The following is a 21,797-nucleotide window of genomic DNA, read 5'->3' as shown; positions in this document are numbered from 1 at the left end:
CGTTTCGTTCATTAAGGGTATTATCCCCTCCGCTGAAAAACATAACCCATAAATGCTAGCTGTACCAGGAACCACCTCCTTAGCCTGCGTAATCTCCCTTACGCAGGCTTATTTTTTGCCTGCCGTTTAAACTCTCCGAGTCCCCCCAATTCAAATCACTACTTTCAGGCGAAAAAAAACCGGGCATTACACCCGGTTTATCATGTAATTAGAAATTAATGGGCAGCTTCTGGCTTGTGCTTTTGCGCACTCTGGAAACCATAGGTCAGCTCATTTTTTTCTTTGTCCAGTGCGACGGTAACCTGACCGCCATCCACCAGCGAACCAAACAGCAATTCGTTAGCCAATGGTTTTTTCAGGTTATCCTGGACAACACGCGTCATTGGACGTGCGCCCATTGCGCGGTCATAGCCTTTCTCTGCCAGCCAGTTACGTGCTTCCTGACTCACTTCCAGAGAGACACCTTTCTGATCCAGTTGAACCTGCAGCTCGACAATAAATTTATCCACCACCTGATGAATCACCTCAGTAGAGAGATGATCGAACCAGATAATGTTGTCGAGGCGGTTACGGAATTCCGGCGTAAACACTTTTTTGATTTCGCCCATCGCATCAGTACTGTTGTCCTGATGAATAAGCCCAATCGATTTACGCTCAGTTTCACGTACCCCGGCGTTGGTCGTCATCACCAGCACCACGTTGCGGAAATCCGCTTTACGCCCGTTATTGTCGGTCAGCGTACCGTTATCCATCACCTGCAGCAGCAGGTTGAAGACGTCCGGGTGCGCTTTTTCGATTTCATCCAGCAACAGTACCGCATGAGGATGTTTAATCACCGCATCGGTCAGTAAACCACCCTGGTCAAAACCGACATAACCCGGAGGCGCACCAATCAGGCGGCTGACGGTGTGGCGCTCCATATATTCGGACATATCAAAACGCAGCAGCTCAATGCCGAGCGCTTTGGACAGTTGTACCGTGACCTCGGTCTTACCAACGCCAGTCGGCCCGGCAAACAGGAACGACCCGACCGGTTTATGCTCGTGTCCCAGACCAGCACGGCTCATTTTGATCGCTTCGGTCAGTGCTTCAATGGCTTTATCCTGCCCGAATACCAGCATTTTCAGACGGTTGCCCAGATTTTTCAGCGTATCACGATCGCTCTGCGAAACGCTCTTCTCCGGGATCCGCGCAATGCGGGCCACGACGGACTCGATATCTGCCACGTTGACGGTTTTCTTGCGCTTGCTGACCGGCATCAGACGCGCACGTGCGCCCGCTTCATCAATCACGTCAATCGCTTTATCCGGCAGATGACGATCGTTAATGTATTTCACCGCCAGTTCGACCGCTGCACGTACCGCTTTGGCGGTGTAGCGAACATCATGGTGCGCTTCGTACTTCGGTTTCAGACCGTTGATGATCTGCACTGTCTCTTCCACTGACGGCTCAGTGATATCGATTTTCTGGAAGCGACGTGCTAACGCACGGTCTTTCTCAAAGATATTGCTGAACTCCTGATAAGTGGTTGAACCTATCACACGGATTTTCCCGCTGGAGAGCAGCGGCTTGATCAGATTAGCCGCATCCACCTGACCGCCCGATGCCGCACCCGCACCGATAATGGTGTGGATCTCATCGATAAACAGAATGCTGTTGGTATCCTGTTCCAGTTGTTTCAGCAGCGCCTTAAAGCGTTTTTCAAAATCGCCGCGGTACTTGGTACCAGCCAGCAGCGAACCGATATCCAGAGAGTAAAGGGTGCAATCAGCCATCACTTCCGGCACGTCGCCCTGGACGATACGCCAGGCGAGACCTTCGGCAATGGCGGTTTTACCGACACCAGACTCTCCCACCAGCAGCGGGTTGTTTTTTCTGCGACGGCACAGGACCTGAATGGCGCGCTCCAGCTCTTTGTCCCGGCCAATGAGCGGATCAATTCCGCCCACACGGGCAAGCTGGTTAAGGTTAGTCGTGAAGTTCTCCATACGGTCCTCCCCGCCAGCTTGCTCTTCGTTATTTGGCTGATTCCCGGAGTCAGAAGATTGACTCGGTTCGTCTTTACGCGTGCCATGAGAAATGAAATTCACCACGTCCAGGCGACTGACTTCATGCTTACGCAGCAGATAGGCCGCCTGTGACTCCTGCTCGCTGAAAATAGCGACCAGCACATTCGCGCCGGTCACTTCATTGCGCCCGGAAGACTGAACATGAAAGACAGCGCGTTGCAAAACACGCTGAAAACTCAACGTCGGCTGCGTGTCGCGCTCTTCTTCGCTGGCAGGCAATACGGGTGTGGTTTGTTCAATGAAGGCTTCGAGTTCCTGACGGAGCGCCACCAGATCCACAGAACACGCTTCCAGCGCTTCGCGGGCCGATGGGTTACTGAGCAACGCCAGTAACAAGTGCTCGACGGTCATAAACTCATGTCGGTGCTCGCGCGCTCTGGCGAAAGCCATGTTTAAACTGAGTTCCAGTTCTTGATTGAGCATAGGCACCTCCCCCAATATTTATGCCTGCATTCAGGCTTTTTCCAGCGTACACAGCAACGGATGCTCGTTTTCCCTCGCATATTTGTTCACCATCGCCACTTTGGTTTCAGCAACCTCGGCGGTAAATACGCCGCAGATGGCTTTACCTTGATAGTGAACAGCAAGCATCAGTTGCGTTGCACGTTCTACATCATAAGAAAAGAATTTTTGTAACACGTCAATAACAAACTCCATCGGAGTGTAATCATCATTGACTAATATCACTTTATACATAGATGGCGGTTTTAGCGCGTCGCGCAATTTGTCTTCCGCCAGCTGTTCGAAATCCAGCCAGTCGTTCGTCTTACCCATTGTCAGTCGTCATCTTCAGTTACGGTTACCGGCAGAATAACTTGCCGCTGACAAGAGCCTATGCGGACAATCAATCTACCTCAAGTATTAGATAACTATCATCTATCAGTGCCATCCGCGACATCTGTCACATATCCGACAATAGCGTTAACTGCTTCAAATTTTGATGCATTTTTACCCTATTCCACCTGCCTGGCGCTTGACGCCTCGCCTGATTTCTCTAAATTGTAGTTTCGAGAGTTGGCGAGGTTTTGAACAGCCCCCACTCCGCCACCGGTTCATTCCATCTTACTTATATAAGATTTACGAAGGATGTCGAAGTATGGAAACGGGTACTGTTAAGTGGTTCAACAATGCCAAAGGGTTTGGTTTCATCTGCCCCGAAGGCGGTGGTGAAGATATCTTCGCCCATTACTCCACCATTCAGATGGATGGTTACAGAACGCTAAAAGCCGGACAGTCTGTCCAGTTTGATGTCCACCAGGGGCCAAAAGGCAATCATGCCAGTCTTATCGTGCCCGTCATTGAAGCAGAAGCTGTCGCATAGCTCTTCTGTCTCATTGTGTACATCCCGCAGACAAAATGCCAGCCCCTAAGGCTGGCATTTTTATTTCTTATGCAATACAACGCGTTATTCTCGTGCCAGAGCATCAACGGGATCCAGACGCGCTGCATTACGGGCCGGAAGCCAGCCAAACAAAATTCCGGTGGCGGTTGAACACAGGAAAGCCGTTAGCAGCGCGACAGGAGAGAAACCAATTTCCCACCCGGGCAGGAACAGCTGTAACGTAAAGGCAATTAACATCGACAAACTGATGCCGAGCGCGCCGCCCACCAGACACACCAGCACAGCCTCAATTAAGAACTGTTGTAACACATCGCTGGCCCGCGCACCCACGGCCATCCGAATACCGATTTCACGCGTACGCTCTGTCACCGATACGAGCATAATGTTCATCACACCGATCCCGCCCACCACCAGCGAAATCACCGCCACCAGCGTCAGAAAGAGCTGTAATGTACGTGTGGTTTTTTCGGCGGTTTTCAAGATGCCATCCATATTCCAGGTGAAGAAATCTTTTTTGCCATGACGCAGCGATAACAGACGGGTGAGTTGCTGCTCGGCCTGGGCGCTATCAAAACCCTCTTTTACCCGCACGGTAATAGAGTTTAACCACGATTGCCCCATGATCCGCCCTGACATGGTGCTGTATGGCAGCCAGACGCGCAGGATCTTGCTGCTGCCAAACATCGATTGTTTTTCTTCCGCGACGCCAATAACGGTGGCTGGCATATTTCCCACCAGAATAACCTCACCCACCACTTTTGCTTTGCTGGGGAACAACTGACGTCGGGTATTGCTGTCAAGCACCACCACCTGCGCCCTACCCGCCAGCTGTTCTGCATTAAAGGTGGCGCCTTCACTGAACGTCATGCCATAGACGTTGAAGTAATCACCGCTAACGCCGTTTGCGCTGGCGGCGACATCAATATTGCCATAGCGCAGGCGTAGGTTCTTCGATACCGCAGGCGTAACAGAACTGACCCAGGGTTGCTTCTGAATCGCGACTAAATCGTCATACTTCAGCGCCTGCTGATATTGTGGGTCGTCATCACCGAAATCTTTGCCCGGATAGATATCGATAGTATTCGTACCAATCGCCCGGATGTCTGCCAGCACCAGCTGTTTTGCCGCATCGCCCACCACCACAATCGACACCACCGAAGCGATACCGATGATAATACCCAGCATTGTGAGCAGTGTACGCATCTTGTTAGCGGCCATGGCAAGCCATGCCATGGTCAATGCTTCACGAAAACCGCTGACAAACTGGCTCCAGCCAGAAGCCGTCGTCACCGTTGGTTCATCAATATCACGTCCGGCAGTGGTTTTTTGTGGTGGTGGATTACGCACAATCTCGCCATCACGAATTTCAATGACGCGTTCTGCCTGGGCGGCAACCTGGCTGTCGTGCGTGACGATAATTACCGTATGCCCGCGATCGCGTAGCTGATGCAGAATAGCCATCACCTCTTCGCCGGAGTGGCTGTCCAACGCGCCAGTGGGTTCATCGGCCAGAATAACCTGACCACCGTTCATCAACGCACGCGCAATACTGACACGTTGCTGCTGACCACCGGAAAGCTGGGAAGGCTGATAATCAACCCGGTCACCCAATCCCAGGCGCTGAAGTAATTCCTGAGCACGCGCCAGACGCTGCTTACGTTCAGTCCCGGCATACACCGCCGGGACCTCAACGTTTTGTGCCGCCGTTAAATGTGACAGCAAATGATAACGCTGGAAGATAAAGCCGAAATGCTCACGCCGCAGTTGCGCTAACGCATCGCTATCCAGTGTAGAAACATCCCTCCCCGCAACCCGATAGGTTCCACTGGTCGGCTTGTCCAGGCATCCCAGAATGTTCATCAGCGTCGATTTACCCGAGCCTGACGCCCCGACAATCGCCACCATTTCACCGGCCTGGATGCGCAAGGAAACGTCCTTTAATACCTCGACCTGTCCCTCGCCTGACGGGTAACTACGGCGGATATTGCTCAACTCAAGCAATGCCGTCATTGTGCTACTCCCGCTTTACCCTCACCGGTGATAACTTCATCACCCTCTTCCAACCCTTTCACAATCTCTACGTCGGTATCATTACGGGCACCGATGACCACCTCGCGCTCGCGGGTTTCACCATTGCGCAGCAGCCTGACGTTATAGCGGTTGTTGCCAATAGGATCGCCCAACGCCGACAGCGGGATCGTCAGTACATTTTTAACGTCTGTGAGCTGGATGTGCACCTGCGCGGTCATATCAAGGCGCAGGATCCCTTTCGGGTTAGGCACTTCGAAGCGGGCGTAGTAGAAAATGGCGTCATTCACCTTCTCAGGCGTCGGAAGGACATCTTTGAGCACGCCTTCATACCGTGTCTGCGGATCGCCCAGCACAGTGAACCAGGCTTTTTGGCCTGGCTGCAGGTGAATAACATCTGCCTCGGAGACCTGCGCTTTTACCAGCATGGTGCCCATATCTGCCAACGTCAAAATGTTGGGCGCCTGCTGGGCGGCAATCACGGTTTGCCCCTGGAGGGTGGTGATTTGCGTCACTTCACCCGCCATTGGCGCGACGATTCGCGTATAATCGAGGTTCGTTTTTGCCGTATCAAGGGAAGCCTGATTACGCTTAATTTGTGCATCAATAGTGCCAATCTGTGCCTGCTTGACCGCCATTTCGGTCGCTGCCGTATCGAGATCCTGCTGCGAAACCGCCTGCGTTTTCGCCAGTTGTTGCTGACGAGAAAGCGTTACGCGCGCCAGTTTCCACTCAGCTTCGGCCTGTAAACGCTGAGCCCGCAGCTCCATGAGCGTCGCTTCTACTTCTTTGATTTGGTTTTGCGCCTGCTCAGGATCGATAACGCCGAGCAACTGATCTTTTTTAACTTTATCGCCGATGGCTACTGACAGCGTTTTTAACTGCCCACTCACTTGTGCACCAACATCAACTTTGCGTAACGCATCCAGTTTCCCGGTAGCCAGCACACTTTGCTGGAGATCGCCTGGACGTACAATTAACGTTTGATACTGTGGTAGTGGCGCATTAAGCGTTCGCCAAAGTGAAATCATCGCCACAATAATGATGATGGCGAGCAGAAAATAACGTTTTTTAATTTTTCCCTTGAGCTTCATAAATGTCCCAGTGTCCCCCAATACGCCTACCAGAGTGGAGTGATAACCATCAACGATAAATTAACAGACGTTGAAAAGTGCAAAGAATAACAGAGTTATTGATGAACCGTTAAGGTCCACTGTGCTGAAATTGGTATCAGAGTATCTATTGGATTGTTATTATGAGCCAGCTAACAGAAAGCACTTTTCATTCTTCCAGACCCGCCACAAGTTTTAGTCTTTTTTGTCGTCTGACAACCGGACAATGGCGGCCAGGTAAATTTTGGCATCAACGAAGCTTTCGCCGTAAGTTTGTATGGCGCTCATTGCTGATGCCACGATTAACACGTGAATGGATGGCTGAGCTGGCGCAATGGCCGGATCTCGAAAAAATTCTCGCGATCCAACCCCGTATACCGGTTCGCCTGCATCGCGCGTATCTCGCAGTAAACCTTGACCGTAAAACAAAACTCGATGCTGTGCGTTTTCATTACAATGTTATTCGCAACGCTTTTTCATCGACAGAATTTAATGATTATTTAAGTGCCGATGGGTTACAACTGGCACAAATTGAAGGCAAAGACAGCGCAATATACACCATTATAATGTCATCATTTATTGCCCTGGATAAAGAAGGTGAAAGTACCATTCTTGTCCGTAATAGTGAGGGCGATACATTAGCAGAAATGACCTTCACCCTGTGCAACTATGAAGGGCGCAGCGCGCTTTTTATTGGTGGCTTGCAGGGGGGTAACCGATTAATGCCGCACGAAGAAATTCAAAAAGCGACAAAATCATGCCATGGTTTGTTTCCTAAACGTATTGTAATGGAAGCTATTTGTCGTTTTGCAGAACAATTGAATATTGAACAAGTACTGGCCGTCAGCAATGACCAGCATATTTTTCGCAGCCAGCGTTACCATGATAAAAACAAGGTTATTCTTTCTGACTACAATTCATTTTGGGAGTCAGTTGGCGGCGAATGTGACAGCAATGGCTACTATCATATTCCGCGTACGCTGGCGCGTAAAAGCGAAACAGATATTGCCAGTAAGAAGCGCGCGGAATATCGCCGCCGCTATCAGTTACTCGACAGTATCCACTCGCAGTTATCAGTCATGTTCCGCCGCTAATCCGCTCGCCCGCGTGCTAACCACAGCACGCGGGAGAACATTTTCCGCAGCAACGTTGGCACCGCTTCAACACCGCGTCGCCCCGCTTCCATCGCCACTTCAATCGCCAGATCCGGTTTTGACGAGCGATGGATCGCCTTCGCTATAATTTTCCGCATATTCATCGGCACATTTTCCGGTATTTGCGCCACCCGATGAAAAACGTCCGAGAACCCCTGGCGGTACATAAAGTGTTCCATATCCAGCGCAGGTAACATGGTCAAATGCTCGCGCTCTTCCTCTTTGTCATCGTTCAGCAGGCTGCGTACCGTGGCCGCATACTTTTTCCCCGCCTCATCGCCATCGACCAACACATGCCACTCAATTCCCATCCGGCGGGCAAACTTCACCAGGGGTTTAAGCCCTGACTGGGCAAATTCAATGACTTTAATCCCTTCGGCATCAAAGTGATGCCCACACTGACGAGCCAGTTCGTTAATGACCCATGTTTCTGTTTCTCCCTCCACCAACAGCCAGCAACGGGCAAACAGTGAAGACGCCCGATTAAAACGGATATGGAAGGCAATGCGCCGCCCATCTTCCGCATTGAGTCCTCCCGGTCCCAGTCGCCAGGCCGCGACGCGGGAAGATTCTCGAACCAAACGGACCACATGTTCAACGGGCGTAAGCGATAACAGTTCACCAGAGTTGGTCGTCGTCACCCGCTGTAGGGGAAGCAGATTCAACAGTTGCCAGGCAACAGACAACATAATGGGGTGTAAGCGCGTTTCAGGATCCTCTACCAGTAGCAACGGACGAGCATCTTTATCCAGTCTTAGCGACCCTTTGGCCTGTAACAGCGTAGAAAACAGTCCCAGCAGAATCACACGGTGCGTGCGCCCTCCGGGTTTATCAATCATACGGTTGATAATATCCAGATAACGCCAGCTGCGTTGCTCGTTGTTGGAGCGTCGGCGCATCAGACGATAGCGGGATTGACCGGAACCTTGTTCTGAAAAGTAGTGCTCCAGCAGTTGAACCATCGCCGAAAGCCCCTGGCGAATCTGCCCATCTGTCAGATTCTGCGGTCGGGTGGCCAACTCACGTGCCATAAAATCCAGTTGACGCGCAGTCACTTCAACATCCGCGGAATCCGGCACCGTTCCATTACGGATGCGCCGCATAAAACGCGCATCACGTAAACGTAATACTGGCATCAAACGCACCAAATGACGCGCCTGATCGTTAATATTGTCGATGGGTAATGGGTGGCCTTCGCCATCAAGAAAACTGCGTAATGTCAGGACGCTGCCGTCATCAGCGCACTCGCCTTCCAGCCGATAAAATATACGGTGATAGTTATCATGGCACGGCGACCAGCACGCTTCTAACGGGCGATATCGGCGCACACGATGGCGACCCGGTTGAGATTCACGAAATGTCAGGACAATATGCAGATGATGTTCCCGGCCCTGGATGTCACCCGGCGGGAACCAGAAATCTTCGCGGTTAAAGTGGTACAAATCCGACTCTGGCGACAACAGCAGGGTTAACGCATCCAGCAGGCTGGACTTACCCCACGCGTTTTCCCCAATCAGCACGTTGTTTTGCTCCAGCATCAACGACAGCCGATTAATACCACGAAACCCAACAATCTCAACGCGTTCGAGAATCATATAGCCTCCGGAAATGCTCACTTTTTCCTTCAAGTTATCAGGAGTATAACGGTAAGCGGGCGCTCAGAACACCCGATATCATCCGCAGATAAATCGAAAGAGTTAAGAATATTCTCTTTAAAAATTACTTTTGAATATAATTTCAGACGTCAATCATCAGACTTCTGATAACTGAACTATGCTTTATTCACCTGAACTCCAAAAAGGATTCGCATCACATTGCCTTAAATCAAATTTTTTTATTAATTTAAGTGGCGAAGGGATGAGATTTTTTTCTAGAATAAGCGCGTTTTAATCATCGTCCCTTTTAGCGATGAAATACCGGGATAGAAAAACTAACCCGGAACTTTTAATTGAGGTGGTTATGTTCAGGAAATTAGCAGCCGAATTCTTCGGCACGTTTTGGCTTGTTTTTGGCGGGTGTGGTAGTGCCGTTCTGGCCGCGGCTTTCCCGGAGTTAGGTATTGGGTTTGCCGGTGTCGCCCTGGCCTTTGGTCTGACAGTATTAACCATGGCATTCGCTGTGGGTCATATTTCAGGTGGCCATTTTAACCCAGCAGTGACATTCGGTTTATGGGCTGGTGGTCGCTTCCCGGCGAAAGACGTTATTGGTTATGTTATTGCTCAGGTTGTGGGCGGCATTGTAGCAGCAGCAGTACTTTATCTTATTGCCAGCGGCAAAGCCGGTTTTGATGCAGCAGCCAGTGGCTTCGCCTCAAACGGTTACGGTGAGCATTCACCTGGCGGGTATTCCATGCTTTCTGCCATCGTAATTGAAATCGTCCTGACCGCAGGTTTCTTATTAGTGATCCACGGTGCGACCGATAAACATGCTCCGGCAGGTTTTGCGCCAATTGCCATCGGTCTTGCATTAACGTTGATTCACCTGATCAGTATCCCGGTCACCAATACATCCGTAAACCCGGCTCGTAGTACTGCGGTTGCTATCTTCCAGGGTGGCTGGGCATTACAACAGCTTTGGTTATTCTGGGTTATGCCGATTATCGGCGGGATCGTCGGCGGTCTTATTTACCGCACCCTGCTGGAAAAACGCGATTAATCGCTAACAACAAGGCCTGATGAATTGTCAGGCCTTTTTTTCCTCGCTATATTTCCTTTTATTTGCAACTTTACTCCCCTCTTTGCTTTCAGTAGTGTGTATATCCGTCATACTTCAAGTTGCAGATGTGTTGACTGCGCTCGCTCCCCCCAGTTACGTACTTATGTACGCTCCCGGGGATTCACTCCCTTGCCGCCTTCCTGCAACTTGAATTATTTAGGTTATAGTTGTGCATTTCGTCTTACTTCTCAGCAAGGATCGGGGTTTCATGTTCTCAGGGCTGTTAATCATTCTGGTACCCCTTATTGTGGGTTACCTCATTCCGCTGCGACACAGAGCCGCATTAAAACTTATCAATCGGCTGTTGAGTTGGATCGTCTACCTTATTCTCTTTTTTATGGGGATCAGTCTGGCGTTTCTGGATAATCTCGCCAGTAATCTGTTATCCATTCTTTATTATTCTGCCGTTAGTGTGACGGTCATTCTGCTATGTAATATCGCAGCGCTGCTGTGGCTGGAGCGCTCACTCCCCTGGCGACACAGCCACCAGCAAGAGAAGCTCCCCTCCCGGATCGCGATGGCGCTTGAGTCGCTACAGCTTTGCGGCGTCGTGGTGCTGGGTTTTCTGTTGGGTCTTAGCGGATTGTCGATGCTGCAGCACGCGACCGAAGCCAGCGAATATACGCTGATCTTTTTATTATTCCTGGTCGGGATCCAACTGCGAAACAGCGGTATGACATTAAAGCAGATTGTACTGAACCGTCGGGGCATGATTGTTGCCGTGGTCGTGGTGGCCAGTTCTCTGCTGGGCGGCGTCATCAATGCGCTGATCCTCGGCCTGCCGTTGAAAACAGCACTGGCGATGGCATCGGGTTTTGGCTGGTATTCCCTGTCAGGCATTCTGTTGACCGAATCATTCGGTCCAGTCATTGGCAGCGCCGCCTTCTTTAACGACCTGGCGCGTGAGTTGATTGCCATTATGCTGATCCCTGGACTGGTGGTCCGCAGCCGTTCAACCGCATTGGGTCTTTGCGGGGCGACGTCAATGGATTTCACGCTGCCCGTGTTACAACGCAGTGGCGGTCTGGAGATGGTTCCCGCAGCCATTGTGCACGGCTTTATTCTGAGTCTGTTAGTGCCACTGTTAATGGCCTTTTTCTCCGCCTGATACACAGACAAATACCTCTCTGGCGGTAGTCAGCTACCGCCAAAATTGCGCTAAATCAATCTCCCTGCAAGTTGTAGCAGAAATCCCTTTAATCCCTTCGCGCGCAGGCATAACCTTAAACATGTATATCAAATATAACTTTAAAAGGTGTGACCATGTTTTGTGTGCAATGTGAACAAACCATCCGTACTCCGGCGGGAAACGGCTGCTCTTACGCGCAGGGTATGTGCGGTAAAACGGCTGAAACCTCCGATCTGCAGGATCTGCTGATTGCTGCCCTACAAGGTCTGTCTGCATGGGCTGTGAAAGCACGTGAATACGGCATCATCGACCATGAGGTTGATAACTTTGCGCCGCGTGCATTCTTCTCCACGCTGACCAACGTGAACTTCGATTCCCCGCGTATTGTTGGCTATGCTCGTGAAGCTATCGCCATGCGCGATGCACTGAAAGCGCAATGCCTGAACATTGATGCTAACGCCACTGTTGAAAACCCGATGGCCGACCTGCAACTGGTCAGCGACGATCTGGGCGACCTGCAACGTCAGGCCGCTGAATTCACCCCGAACAAAGACAAAGCGACCATCGGCGAGAATATCCTCGGCCTGCGTCTGCTGTGTCTGTACGGTCTGAAAGGTGCGGCAGCTTACATGGAGCACGCACACGTTCTCGGCCAGTACGACAACGATATCTACGCTCAGTACCACAAAATCATGGCGTGGCTGGGTACCTGGCCTTCCGATATGAACGCTCTGCTGGAGTGTTCAATGGAAATCGGCCAGATGAACTTTAAAGTGATGAGCATTCTGGACGCCGGTGAAACCACGAAATACGGTCACCCGACCCCAACCCAGGTCAACGTGAAAGCAACCGAAGGTAAGTGCATTCTGATCTCCGGTCACGACCTGAAAGATTTGTACAACCTGCTTGAGCAGACTGAAGGCACCGGTGTTAACGTTTATACCCACGGTGAAATGCTGCCGGCGCACGGCTACCCGGAGCTGCGTAAGTTCAAACACCTGATCGGTAACTACGGCAGCGGCTGGCAGAACCAGCAGGTTGAATTTGCTCGCTTCCCTGGCCCAATCGTCATGACCTCTAACTGCATCATCGACCCAACCGTTGGCGCATATGATGACCGCATCTGGACCCGTAGCATCGTTGGTTGGCCGGGTGTGAGCCACCTCGAAGGTGATGACTTCGGTCCGGTTATTGCTCAGGCGCAGCAGATGGCTGGCTTCCCGTACAGCGAAATACCTCATCTGATCACCGTCGGTTTCGGTCGTCAGACGCTGCTGGGTGCAGCTGATACCCTGATTGACCTGGTGAGCCGCGAAAAACTGCGTCACATCTTCCTGGTTGGCGGCTGCGACGGCGCACGTGGTGAACGTAACTACTTCACCGATTTCGCCACCAGCGTACCGGATGACTGCCTGATCCTGACTCTGGCCTGTGGTAAATACCGTTTCAACAAACTGGAATTCGGCGATATCGAAGGTCTGCCGCGTCTGGTCGATGCCGGTCAGTGTAACGATGCCTACTCTGCCATTATCCTGGCGGTCACGCTGGCGGAGAAACTGGGTTGTGGCGTGAACGATCTGCCGCTGTCTCTGGTGCTCTCATGGTTCGAACAGAAAGCGATTGTTATTCTGCTGACCCTGCTGTCGCTGGGCGTGAAAAACATCGTGACTGGCCCGACTGCGCCTGGCTTCTTCACGCCAGATCTGCTGGCAGTTCTCAACGAGAAATTTGGTCTGCGTTCCGTGACCACCGTTGAAGAAGACATGAAGCAACTGCTGAGCGCGTAAGGAGTAAAGAATGACAATGCCAACTCATCAGTGCCCATGGCGGATGCAGGTTCATCACATCCATCAGGAAACGCCGGATGTATGGACAATTTCGTTGCTGTGCCACGACTATTATCCGTACCGCGCCGGGCAGTATGCACTGGTCAGCGTACGTAATTCAGCGGACACGCTGCGTGCTTACACCATTTCTTCAACGCCGGGCGTTAGCGAATACATTACGCTGACCATCCGCCGCATTGACGAGGGTGCAGGTTCGCAGTGGCTGACCCGTGACGTGAAGCGCGGCGACTACATCTGGCTGTCCGATGCCATGGGTGAATTTACCTGTGAAGATAAAGCAGAAGACAAGTTCCTGATGCTGGCTGCCGGCTGTGGCGTAACGCCAATCATGTCGATGCGTCGCTGGTTGGCGAAGTACCGTCCACAAGCCGACGTGCAGGTGATTTTCAACGTTCGCTCGCCAGAAGATGTCATCTTTGCCGATGAATGGCGTGAATATCCGGTGACATTAGTCGCTGAAAACAATGCCACTCAGGGTTTTGTTTCCGGCCGACTGACCACCGAACTGCTGAAGAACGTCCCGGATCTGACCTCACGTACCGTGATGACCTGTGGCCCGGCTCCGTATATGGATCTGGTCGAAAAAGAAGTGAAAGCGCTTGGCGTAACACGCTTCTTTAAAGAGCAGTTCTTCACACCTGTTGCCGAAGCCGCCACCAGTGGTCTGAAGTTCACCAAGCTGCAACCCGCACAAGAGTTCTATGCGCCGGTGGGCACGACGCTACTGGAAGCACTGGAAAGCAACAAGGTTCCGGTCGTTGCCGCATGCCGTGCAGGCGTTTGCGGCTGCTGCAAAACCAAAGTGGTTGACGGTAACTACACGGTCAGCAGCACCATGACGCTGACCGATGCGGAAATTGCGGAAGGTTACGTTCTGGCTTGTTCCTGTCATCCGCAGGGTGATCTGGTACTTGCGTAAAGAGTCATTGCCGGATGGCATACTTATCCGGCCTACAAGAACCGTTGTAGGCCGGACGGAGTATTAATACCGTCATCCGGTCATTTATCACCGCCAGGCTGAATTGCCGCCCAGGGCATATTTTCCCGCGCCCAGGAACGCCACCGCCATCGCGCCAACAAAAAAGTACACCAGACTTTCAATCGCCCATGCACCGGTTTTATCCAGTGTCCAGGTTTCGCCCATCCCGACCATCAGCCATGCCACAACCATCGTAAACGCCAGCCCTAATGCCGCCGGGCGTGTCAGGATCCCAAGAATAATCAGACACGGCGCTACAACCTCTCCCAGCAGAACGCCGTACGCAATAAAGCCCGGGAAACCTTTCGCTATCAGCATGCCGCTGATGCCATCAATACCCGCGAACAGTTTATGCAGCCCATGAAACAGCATCAGTCCACCGACAGCAAGGCGTAACAAAAACTTGCCAAAATCTTCGTGAGCCAGTACCCGGTTAACTGTATTTAATAGTTTTATAACCATTTGAATTTATTCCTTGTTTCACCATGTGCAATTAACAAACTACGCTTAATACAGATTAAATGAAACCTGCCGGAAATAAGGGGTAATGAGAAGCATAACGATTATCTTCATCTAAACTTGTAACCGGTATCACATTAGAGGAGAAGGAAAACCATGAAACAAACGGTTGCCGCTTTTATTGCTAAAACACTCGAACAAGCTGGCGTTAAACGTATTTGGGGTGTGACGGGAGACTCGCTCAATGGCCTTAGTGACAGTCTGAATCGTATGGGCACGATTGACTGGATGCCAACCCGCCATGAAGAGGTTGCCGCTTTTGCCGCAGGCGCAGAAGCCCAACTGACCGGTGAGCTGGCCGTCTGTGCCGGCTCATGCGGACCGGGAAACCTGCACCTGATTAACGGCCTGTTTGATTGCCACCGCAACCATGTCCCGGTGCTGGCGATTGCCGCGCATATTCCCTCCAGTGAGATAGGCAGTGGTTATTTTCAGGAGACCCACCCGCAGGAGTTGTTCCGCGAATGTAGCCACTATTGCGAGCTGGTTTCCAGCCCTGAGCAGATCCCCCAGGTGCTGGCTATAGCTATGCGTAAAGCGGTGCTCAACCGTGGCGTCTCCGTGGTGGTATTACCCGGCGACGTGGCGCTGAAACCCGCCCCTGAAAGCGCCACCACGCACTGGTATCATGCGCCGCTCCCGGTAGTTACCCCGGAAGAAGAAGAGCTGAGAAAACTGGCGCAACTGCTGCGCTACTCCAGCAATATCGCCCTGATGTGCGGCAGCGGCTGCGCCGGTGCGCATAAAGAGCTGGTTGAGTTTGCGGCTAAAATCAAAGCCCCTATTGTTCACGCTCTGCGTGGGAAAGAGCATGTTGAGTACGACAACCCGTACGACGTGGGTATGACCGGGTTAATTGGCTTTTCATCCGGCTTCCATACCATGATGAATGCCGACACGCTGGTTTTGCTCGGCACCCAGTTCCCCTATCGCCCGTTCTACCCCTCTGATGCCAAAATTATTCAGATTGATATCAATCCCGCAAGCATTGGCGCACACAGCAAAGTGGATATGGCGCTGGTAGGCGATATTAAATCCACCCTCCGCGCCCTGCTGCCGTTGGTGGAAGAAAAAACCGAGCGACAGTTCCTGGATAAAGCGCTGGAACACTATCGCGAGGCGCGTAAAGGGCTGGATGATTTAGCCAAACCCAGTGATAAAGCCATTCACCCGCAGTATCTGGCACAGCAAATCAGCCACTTTGCCGCTGACGACGCCATCTTCACCTGCGACGTGGGCACGCCAACGGTTTGGGCGGCACGCTATCTGAAAATGAACGGCAAACGCCGCCTGATTGGATCCTTTAACCATGGGTCGATGGCCAATGCCATGCCGCAGGCGCTCGGCGCACAAGCGACCGAACCGGGACGCCAGGTCGTCGCCATGTGCGGTGACGGCGGCTTTAGCATGCTGATGGGCGATTTTCTGTCGGTTGTGCAAATGAAGTTACCGGTGAAGATTATTGTCTTCAACAACAGCGTGCTGGGATTTGTGGCGATGGAGATGAAGGCTGGCGGTTATCTGACCGACGGCACCGAACTGCACGACACGAATTTCGCGCGGATTGCCGAGGCCTGTGGCATCACGGGCATTCGCGTGGAGAAATCCTCAGAGGTTGATGAGGCGCTGCAACGCGCCATGTCAATCGATGGTCCGGTTCTGGTCGATGTCGTTGTGGCGAAAGAAGAGCTGGCAATCCCGCCGCAGATCAAGCTCGAACAAGCCAAAGGTTTTAGCCTGTATATGCTGCGCGCAATCATCAGCGGACGCGGTGATGAAGTGATCGAACTGGCGAAAACTAACTGGCTCAGGTAAAACATCCTTATTAAACCACACACAAAATCATTCATGATGCATCAAGGCGGCAAGCCCGAAAATCCCCAGGAGCATAGGAATACTATGTGACTGGGGTTTGAGGGTGAGGCCAACGCCGAGGCAGCTTGAAGGATGAAGTGTAATAAGGAGATACCATGATTGATTTACGCAGTGATACCGTCACCAGACCCAGTCGCGCCATGCTCGAAGAGATGATGGCCGCCCCGGTCGGGGACGACGTCTACGGTGATGATCCTACCGTTAATGCCCTCCAGCAATACGCAGCCGAGCTTTCTGGCAAAGAAGCCGCCATTTTCTTACCTACCGGTACTCAGGCGAACCTGGTGGCCCTGCTCAGCCATTGTCAGCGCGGCGAAGAGTACATTGCCGGTCAGGGCGCGCATAACTATCTCTACGAAGCGGGTGGCGCAGCGGTGCTTGGTAGCATTCAACCGCAACCTATCGATGCCGCTCCGGATGGCTCCCTGCCGCTGGACAAAGTTGCAGCAAAAATCAAAGCAGACGATATCCATTTTGCCCGCACCCGTCTGCTCAGCCTGGAAAACACGCATAACGGCAAAGTGCTGCCACGCGAGTATCTGAAAGAGGCCTGGGAATTCACCCGGGAGCGCAATCTTGCCCTGCACGTCGACGGCGCGCGTATTTTTAACGCCATCGTCGCCTATGGCTGTGAGCTTAAAGATGTCACGCAATACTGCGACTCGTTCACCATTTGTCTTTCCAAAGGTCTGGGAACGCCGGTGGGCTCGCTGCTGGTCGGCAGCCACGAGTACATTAAGCGTGCCATTCGCTGGCGCAAAATGACCGGCGGCGGAATGCGCCAGGCGGGTATTCTGGCGGCGGCCGGATTGTATGCGCTGAAAAATAACGTGGCGCGTTTGCAGGAAGACCATGACAACGCAGCCTGGATGGCTGAACAACTGCGCGAAGCAGGGGCGGACGTCATGCGCCACGACACCAACATGCTGTTTGTTCGCGTTGGCGAAGAGCACGCGGCCGCGCTGGGTGAATATATGAAAGCGCAGGGTGTGCTGATTAACGCCTCCCCGATTGTGCGCCTGGTGATGCATCTGGACGTATCGCGTGAACAACTTACCGAAGTCGTCGCCCACTGGCGCGCTTTTTTAACCCGCTAAGGAGATGGGCGTGCCGCAACGGATTTTGGTTCTTGGCGCCAGTGGTTACATTGGTCAGCATCTGGTACAGGCGCTCAGCCAGCAAGGGCATCAGGTGCTGGCTGCGGCACGCCGCATTGAACGGCTGGAAAAGCAGCAACTGGCCAACGTCAGTTGCCATAAGGTCGATTTAAACTGGCCAGAAAACCTTACGCCGTTGCTGACCGGCGTTGATACGGTTTATTACCTGGTCCATGGCATGGGTGAAGGCGGTGATTTTATCGCCCACGAACGCCAGGTGGCGATGAACGTCCGCGATGCGCTGCGTAATACACCGGTCAAACAGCTTATTTTCCTGAGCTCATTACAGGCTCCCCGGCATGAACAATCCGATCATCTGCGTGCGCGGCAAATAACCGCTGATACTCTGCGTGAATCGGGCGTGCCAATGACGGAATTGCGTGCGGGCATTATCGTGGGGGCAGGTTCCGCAGCCTTTGAAGTAATGCGCGATATGGTTTACAACCTGCCGGTTCTCACCCCTCCACGCTGGGTACGCTCGCGTACCACGCCTATCGCGCTGGAGAATTTAATGTACTACCTGGTGGCGCTATTGGACCATCCCACACAACATCACCGCGTACTCGAAGCCGCCGGGCCGCAGGTGTTGAGCTATCAGGAACAGTTCGAGCATTTTATGGCGGTCAGCGGTAAACATCGCCTGCTGATCCCCATTCCCTTTCCTACCCGCTGGATTTCGGTCTGGTTTTTAAACGTCATTACGTCGGTGCCGCCGACCACGGCCAAAGCGCTGATCCAGGGCCTGAAACACGACCTGTTAGCCGATGATACCGAATTACGTGCGCTGATCCCGCAAAAGCTGATTGCCTTTGATGACGCGGTGCGCAGCACGTTGAAGGAAGAAGAAAAGCTGGTCAATTCCAGCGACTGGGGTTACGACGCGCAGGCGTTTGCCCGCTGGCGTCCTGAATATGGCTATTTCGCCAAACAGGCTGGCTTTAGCGTCGAAACCTCCGCCAGCAAAAAAGCGTTGTGGCAGGTCGTGAACCGGCTCGGCGGCAAAGAAGGCTACTTCTTTGGCAACATTTTGTGGAAAACGCGTGCGGCGTTAGATCTGCTGGTCGGCCATAAGCTGGCAAAAGGCCGACCACAACACCCGCTATTACAGGTTGGCGATACTGTCGATAGCTGGAAAGTTATCATTGTTGAACCCGAGAAACAGCTGACGCTGCTGTTTGGAATGAAAGCGCCGGGTTTGGGTCGCCTGAGCTTCACACTGGAAGATAAAGGCGATCACCGACGCATTGATGTACGCGCCTGGTGGCATCCGCACGGCATGCCTGGCCTCTTCTACTGGCTGTTGATGATCCCCGCCCACCTGTTCATTTTCAGAGGGATGGCGAAGCGTATTGCCAAACTTGCAGAACAAATCACAGACTAATGCGAAAAAGAGACTGTATTCTTTCATGTTTCCCATTGCATACAGACGTAATTCACGGAAGAATGCGCACGACGTTTTTTAAACACAGTGGATTGATATGAAGGTACTGGTTACCGGAGCCACCAGCGGCTTAGGCCGAAACGCGGTTGAGTTTTTATGCAGCAGAGGCGTCAGCGTCAGAGCCACCGGTCGCAACGAAGCGATGGGCAAGCTGCTGGAGAAAATGGGCGCAGAATTTGTGCATGCGGATTTGACCGAGCTGGTTTCTTCGCAGGCAAAAGTGATGCTTGCCGGCATCGACACGCTGTGGCACTGCTCCAGTTTTACCTCACCGTGGGGAACTCAGGAAGCCTTCGATCTGGCTAACGTTCGCGCTACTCGCCGCCTGGGCGAGTGGGCCGTGGCCTGGGGCGTGCGTAACTTCATTCATATCTCCTCGCCGTCGCTCTATTTTGATTATCACCACCATCGCGATATCAAAGAGGACTTTCGTCCGCACCGCTTCGCCAATGAATTTGCCCGCAGCAAAGCAGCTGGCGAAGACGTGATCGCGTTGCTGGCGCAGGCCAACCCGCAGACGCGTTTTACGGTATTGCGTCCGCAAAGCCTGTTCGGACCACACGATAAGGTCTTTATCCCGCGCCTGGCCCATATGATGTACCACTATGGCAGCATCCTGTTACCGCACGGTGGAAGTGCGCTGGTGGATATGACCTACTACGAAAATGCGGTGCACGCGATGTGGCTGGCAAGTCAGCAAGCCTGCGATAAGCTGCCTTCAGGTCGCGCGTACAACATTACCAACGGCGAGCATCGCACTCTGCGCAGCATTGTGCAGAAGCTCATCGACGAGCTGAATATTGATTGTCGGATCCGCTCAGTTCCCTACCCGATGTTGGACATGATTGCCCGCAGCATGGAGCGTTTGGGCAATAAATCGGCAAAAGAGCCAAAGCTGACGCATTACGGCGTCTCGAAGCTAAATTTTGATTTTACGCTGGATACTACCCGCGCTCAGGAAGAGTTGGGTTATAAGCCCATTGTGACGCTGGATGCAGGGATTGAACGTACCGCGGCCTGGCTGCGCGACCACGGTAAGCTACCGCGTTAACCATTGCCGGATGGCGGCGCAAGCGCCTTATCCGGCCTACAAAAAACCAGCCCAAATTAGCCGTAGGCCTGATAAGCGAAGCGCCATCAGGCATTGGTGTTCTACGTTAACCCTGCCCGTATTTTTCCAGTAACGCTTCGGCAATAGCCTGAGTTTCTGCGTCCGCCACGCCGTTCCACAACGTGGGGCGGAAGTGCATCTGGAAGGCCATAATCACCCGCTGCTGTTCGCGCGGCGTCATTTCAGATTTTACCTCATAGCCGTAACGCGACAGCAGATCGAGTAAAGATGCGGTTGCTACCGGCGTATGAGGCGCTCGCCCGGCAAGATAAAACGCCACACGCTGAGCATCCGGCCACGCGCCAATACCCTGTTCGGCCAGCACTTTCCATGGGAAAAGCGGTCCAGGATCGTCCTTACGTTGCGGCGCGATGTCCGCATGGGCTACCACGTTCTGCGGTTTGATGTCGTAGCGGGCGATAATATCTTTCGCCAATGGGATCAGCGCCTGAATCTGCGCGGGCTCAAACGGCGCAAAATATTTTATCCCTGCCGATTTTTGCCAGCCGCGGTTTTCCAGCTCAATGCCAATCGAGGTATCGTTAATACGCGTAGCGCCACGCCAGAAGCTAATCCCCGCATGCCAGGCCAGATCTTTTTCCGGCACCAGTTGCCAGATACGAGGTTTGCCGTGGTAGAGCGGCGGCACAGCCGGGATCAAATAATGCGAGCTGACGTTTTTATCGGTCAGCGTAGCCAGAGAAGAGTCAAAATCATCCGCCGTGTAATGGATAACCAGCACCTTAATGCGCGGGTAAGCAGCCTGCGCCTGACGGCGGGTATCTAACTGATACCCGTCTTTGTCGACAATGCCTTTTTCGCCAGCGCATCCCACCAGCAGCAGCGTAAATACCAGTAAATACAGCAGACGCTTCATCGGCGAGTTTTCACCGCAGTGCCGCTGACGCTCACCATCAGCATACTGCCGTCTTTGCCCACGGTTTCGTAATCGATATCGATACCGACAACCGCATCAGCGCCCAGCGCTTTGGCCTGTTCACCGAGCTCCTGAAAAGCAATTTCGCGCGCTTTTCGCAGCTCTTTTTCATACGCACCGGAACGACCGCCGACAATATCACGGATGCCAGCGAAGAAATCGCGGAAGATGTTCGCGCCTAAAATGGCTTCACCGGTAACAACACCGCAGTATTCCACGATGCTCTGCCCTTCCAGCGTAGGGGTAGTCGAAAACTGCATGGTTAATCTCCTTTTTGCGCTAAGAGCACGATCTCAAAAGCATTATCGAACCGATCCACTATCATTGAAAGGATATATTCTATCAACGTAGAACACTAATCGTAGAAAGCTAATAAGGAAAT

General features: G+C 52.6%; 18 protein-coding genes. 10 read left to right on the top strand and 8 right to left on the bottom strand.

Annotation, left to right across the window (positions count from 1 at the left end):
- Window positions 1-215: 215 nt before the first annotated feature.
- Window positions 216-2,492: an ATP-dependent Clp protease ATP-binding subunit ClpA gene (gene clpA / locus FDX24_RS15095; protein WP_048212056.1), complete on the bottom strand. Its 2,277-nt coding sequence runs from the start codon at window positions 2,490-2,492 to the stop codon at window positions 216-218.
- Between the two features lie 30 nt (window positions 2,493-2,522).
- Window positions 2,523-2,843 carry an ATP-dependent Clp protease adapter ClpS gene (gene clpS, locus FDX24_RS15090; protein WP_005128368.1) on the bottom strand — a complete coding sequence of 107 codons (321 nt, stop codon included), beginning with the start codon at window positions 2,841-2,843 and terminating at the stop codon, window positions 2,523-2,525.
- A gap of 322 nt (window positions 2,844-3,165) precedes the next feature.
- On the opposite strand from clpS, the gene cspD reads away from it, so the two are divergent.
- Window positions 3,166-3,390 (top strand): cold shock-like protein CspD, encoded by a 225-nt coding sequence (gene cspD / locus FDX24_RS15085; protein ID WP_005128369.1) that lies wholly within the window; start codon window positions 3,166-3,168, stop codon window positions 3,388-3,390.
- Between the two features lie 84 nt (window positions 3,391-3,474).
- Here the strand turns inward: cspD and macB are convergent, their stop codons facing one another.
- Together macB and macA are read right to left on the bottom strand one after the other, a co-directional pair.
- Window positions 3,475-5,421 (bottom strand): macrolide ABC transporter ATP-binding protein/permease MacB, encoded by a 1,947-nt coding sequence (gene macB / locus FDX24_RS15080; RefSeq protein ID WP_115643585.1) that lies wholly within the window; start codon window positions 5,419-5,421, stop codon window positions 3,475-3,477.
- Window positions 5,418-6,533, bottom strand: a complete 1,116-nt coding sequence (gene macA, locus FDX24_RS15075) for a macrolide transporter subunit MacA (protein WP_048212058.1) — start codon at window positions 6,531-6,533, stop codon at window positions 5,418-5,420. Before macA ends, macB begins: the two co-directional genes overlap by 4 nt.
- A gap of 161 nt (window positions 6,534-6,694) precedes the next feature.
- Between macA and FDX24_RS15070 the strand changes: the two genes are divergently transcribed.
- On the top strand, window positions 6,695-7,645 hold the full coding sequence (locus FDX24_RS15070; RefSeq protein ID WP_137364549.1) for a VirK/YbjX family protein: 951 nt from the start codon (window positions 6,695-6,697) through the stop codon (window positions 7,643-7,645).
- On the opposite strand, the gene FDX24_RS15065 is transcribed toward FDX24_RS15070, so the two are convergent.
- Window positions 7,642-9,300, bottom strand: a complete 1,659-nt coding sequence (locus FDX24_RS15065; RefSeq protein ID WP_048212060.1) for an ATP-dependent endonuclease — start codon at window positions 9,298-9,300, stop codon at window positions 7,642-7,644. The two genes, FDX24_RS15070 and FDX24_RS15065, sit on opposite strands and share 4 nt — an antisense overlap.
- 364 nt (window positions 9,301-9,664) lie before the next feature.
- Between FDX24_RS15065 and aqpZ the strand changes: the two genes are divergently transcribed.
- The 4 genes from aqpZ to hcr all read left to right on the top strand — a co-directional run bounded on the left by aqpZ (window position 9,665) and on the right by hcr (window position 14,315).
- A complete protein-coding gene (aqpZ, locus tag FDX24_RS15060; RefSeq protein ID WP_048212061.1) occupies window positions 9,665-10,360 on the top strand; it encodes an aquaporin Z in 696 nt (231 codons plus the stop codon).
- A gap of 268 nt (window positions 10,361-10,628) precedes the next feature.
- Complete coding sequence (locus tag FDX24_RS15055) at window positions 10,629-11,528, top strand: lysine exporter LysO family protein (protein ID WP_101741491.1); 900 nt, start codon at window positions 10,629-10,631, stop codon at window positions 11,526-11,528.
- 155 nt (window positions 11,529-11,683) lie between these two features.
- Window positions 11,684-13,336 (top strand): hydroxylamine reductase, encoded by a 1,653-nt coding sequence (gene hcp, locus FDX24_RS15050; protein ID WP_048212063.1) that lies wholly within the window; start codon window positions 11,684-11,686, stop codon window positions 13,334-13,336.
- 10 nt (window positions 13,337-13,346) lie between these two features.
- The gene (gene hcr / locus FDX24_RS15045) at window positions 13,347-14,315 is read left to right on the top strand and encodes an NADH oxidoreductase (RefSeq protein WP_048212064.1); all 969 of its coding nucleotides are present in this window, start codon (window positions 13,347-13,349) and stop codon (window positions 14,313-14,315) included.
- Window positions 14,316-14,402: 87 nt separating this feature from the next.
- Here hcr and FDX24_RS15040 read toward each other — a convergent pair whose 3' ends face one another.
- Window positions 14,403-14,837 carry a DoxX family protein gene (locus FDX24_RS15040; RefSeq protein ID WP_048212065.1) on the bottom strand — a complete coding sequence of 145 codons (435 nt, stop codon included), beginning with the start codon at window positions 14,835-14,837 and terminating at the stop codon, window positions 14,403-14,405.
- A gap of 153 nt (window positions 14,838-14,990) precedes the next feature.
- On the opposite strand from FDX24_RS15040, the gene poxB reads away from it, so the two are divergent.
- The 4 genes from poxB to FDX24_RS15020 all read left to right on the top strand — a co-directional run bounded on the left by poxB (window position 14,991) and on the right by FDX24_RS15020 (window position 20,418).
- Window positions 14,991-16,709: a ubiquinone-dependent pyruvate dehydrogenase gene (gene poxB, locus FDX24_RS15035; protein ID WP_048212066.1), complete on the top strand. Its 1,719-nt coding sequence runs from the start codon at window positions 14,991-14,993 to the stop codon at window positions 16,707-16,709.
- A 155-nt stretch (window positions 16,710-16,864) separates the two neighbouring features.
- Entirely contained in the window at window positions 16,865-17,866 is a 1,002-nt protein-coding gene (gene ltaE, locus FDX24_RS15030; RefSeq protein ID WP_048212067.1) for a low-specificity L-threonine aldolase, read from the top strand.
- Window positions 17,867-17,876: 10 nt separating this feature from the next.
- Window positions 17,877-19,307, top strand: a complete 1,431-nt coding sequence (locus FDX24_RS15025; RefSeq protein WP_137364548.1) for an SDR family oxidoreductase — start codon at window positions 17,877-17,879, stop codon at window positions 19,305-19,307.
- 97 nt (window positions 19,308-19,404) lie between these two features.
- Window positions 19,405-20,418: an NAD(P)-dependent oxidoreductase gene (locus FDX24_RS15020; RefSeq protein WP_061067663.1), complete on the top strand. Its 1,014-nt coding sequence runs from the start codon at window positions 19,405-19,407 to the stop codon at window positions 20,416-20,418.
- Between the two features lie 106 nt (window positions 20,419-20,524).
- Here FDX24_RS15020 and FDX24_RS15015 read toward each other — a convergent pair whose 3' ends face one another.
- A complete protein-coding gene (locus FDX24_RS15015; protein WP_137364547.1) occupies window positions 20,525-21,355 on the bottom strand; it encodes an N-acetylmuramoyl-L-alanine amidase in 831 nt (276 codons plus the stop codon).
- Window positions 21,352-21,675 (bottom strand): heavy metal-binding domain-containing protein, encoded by a 324-nt coding sequence (locus FDX24_RS15010; RefSeq protein ID WP_001160725.1) that lies wholly within the window; start codon window positions 21,673-21,675, stop codon window positions 21,352-21,354. Before FDX24_RS15010 ends, FDX24_RS15015 begins: the two co-directional genes overlap by 4 nt.
- Window positions 21,676-21,797 lie beyond the last annotated feature (122 nt).

The sequence above is a fragment of the Citrobacter sp. wls716 genome (genome assembly GCF_005280975.1).
Taxonomy (GTDB): Bacteria; Pseudomonadota; Gammaproteobacteria; order Enterobacterales; family Enterobacteriaceae; genus Citrobacter; species Citrobacter youngae.
The sequence above is the reverse complement of the archived record's forward strand: the minus strand, read 5'-3'. Positions and strand labels throughout refer to the sequence as shown.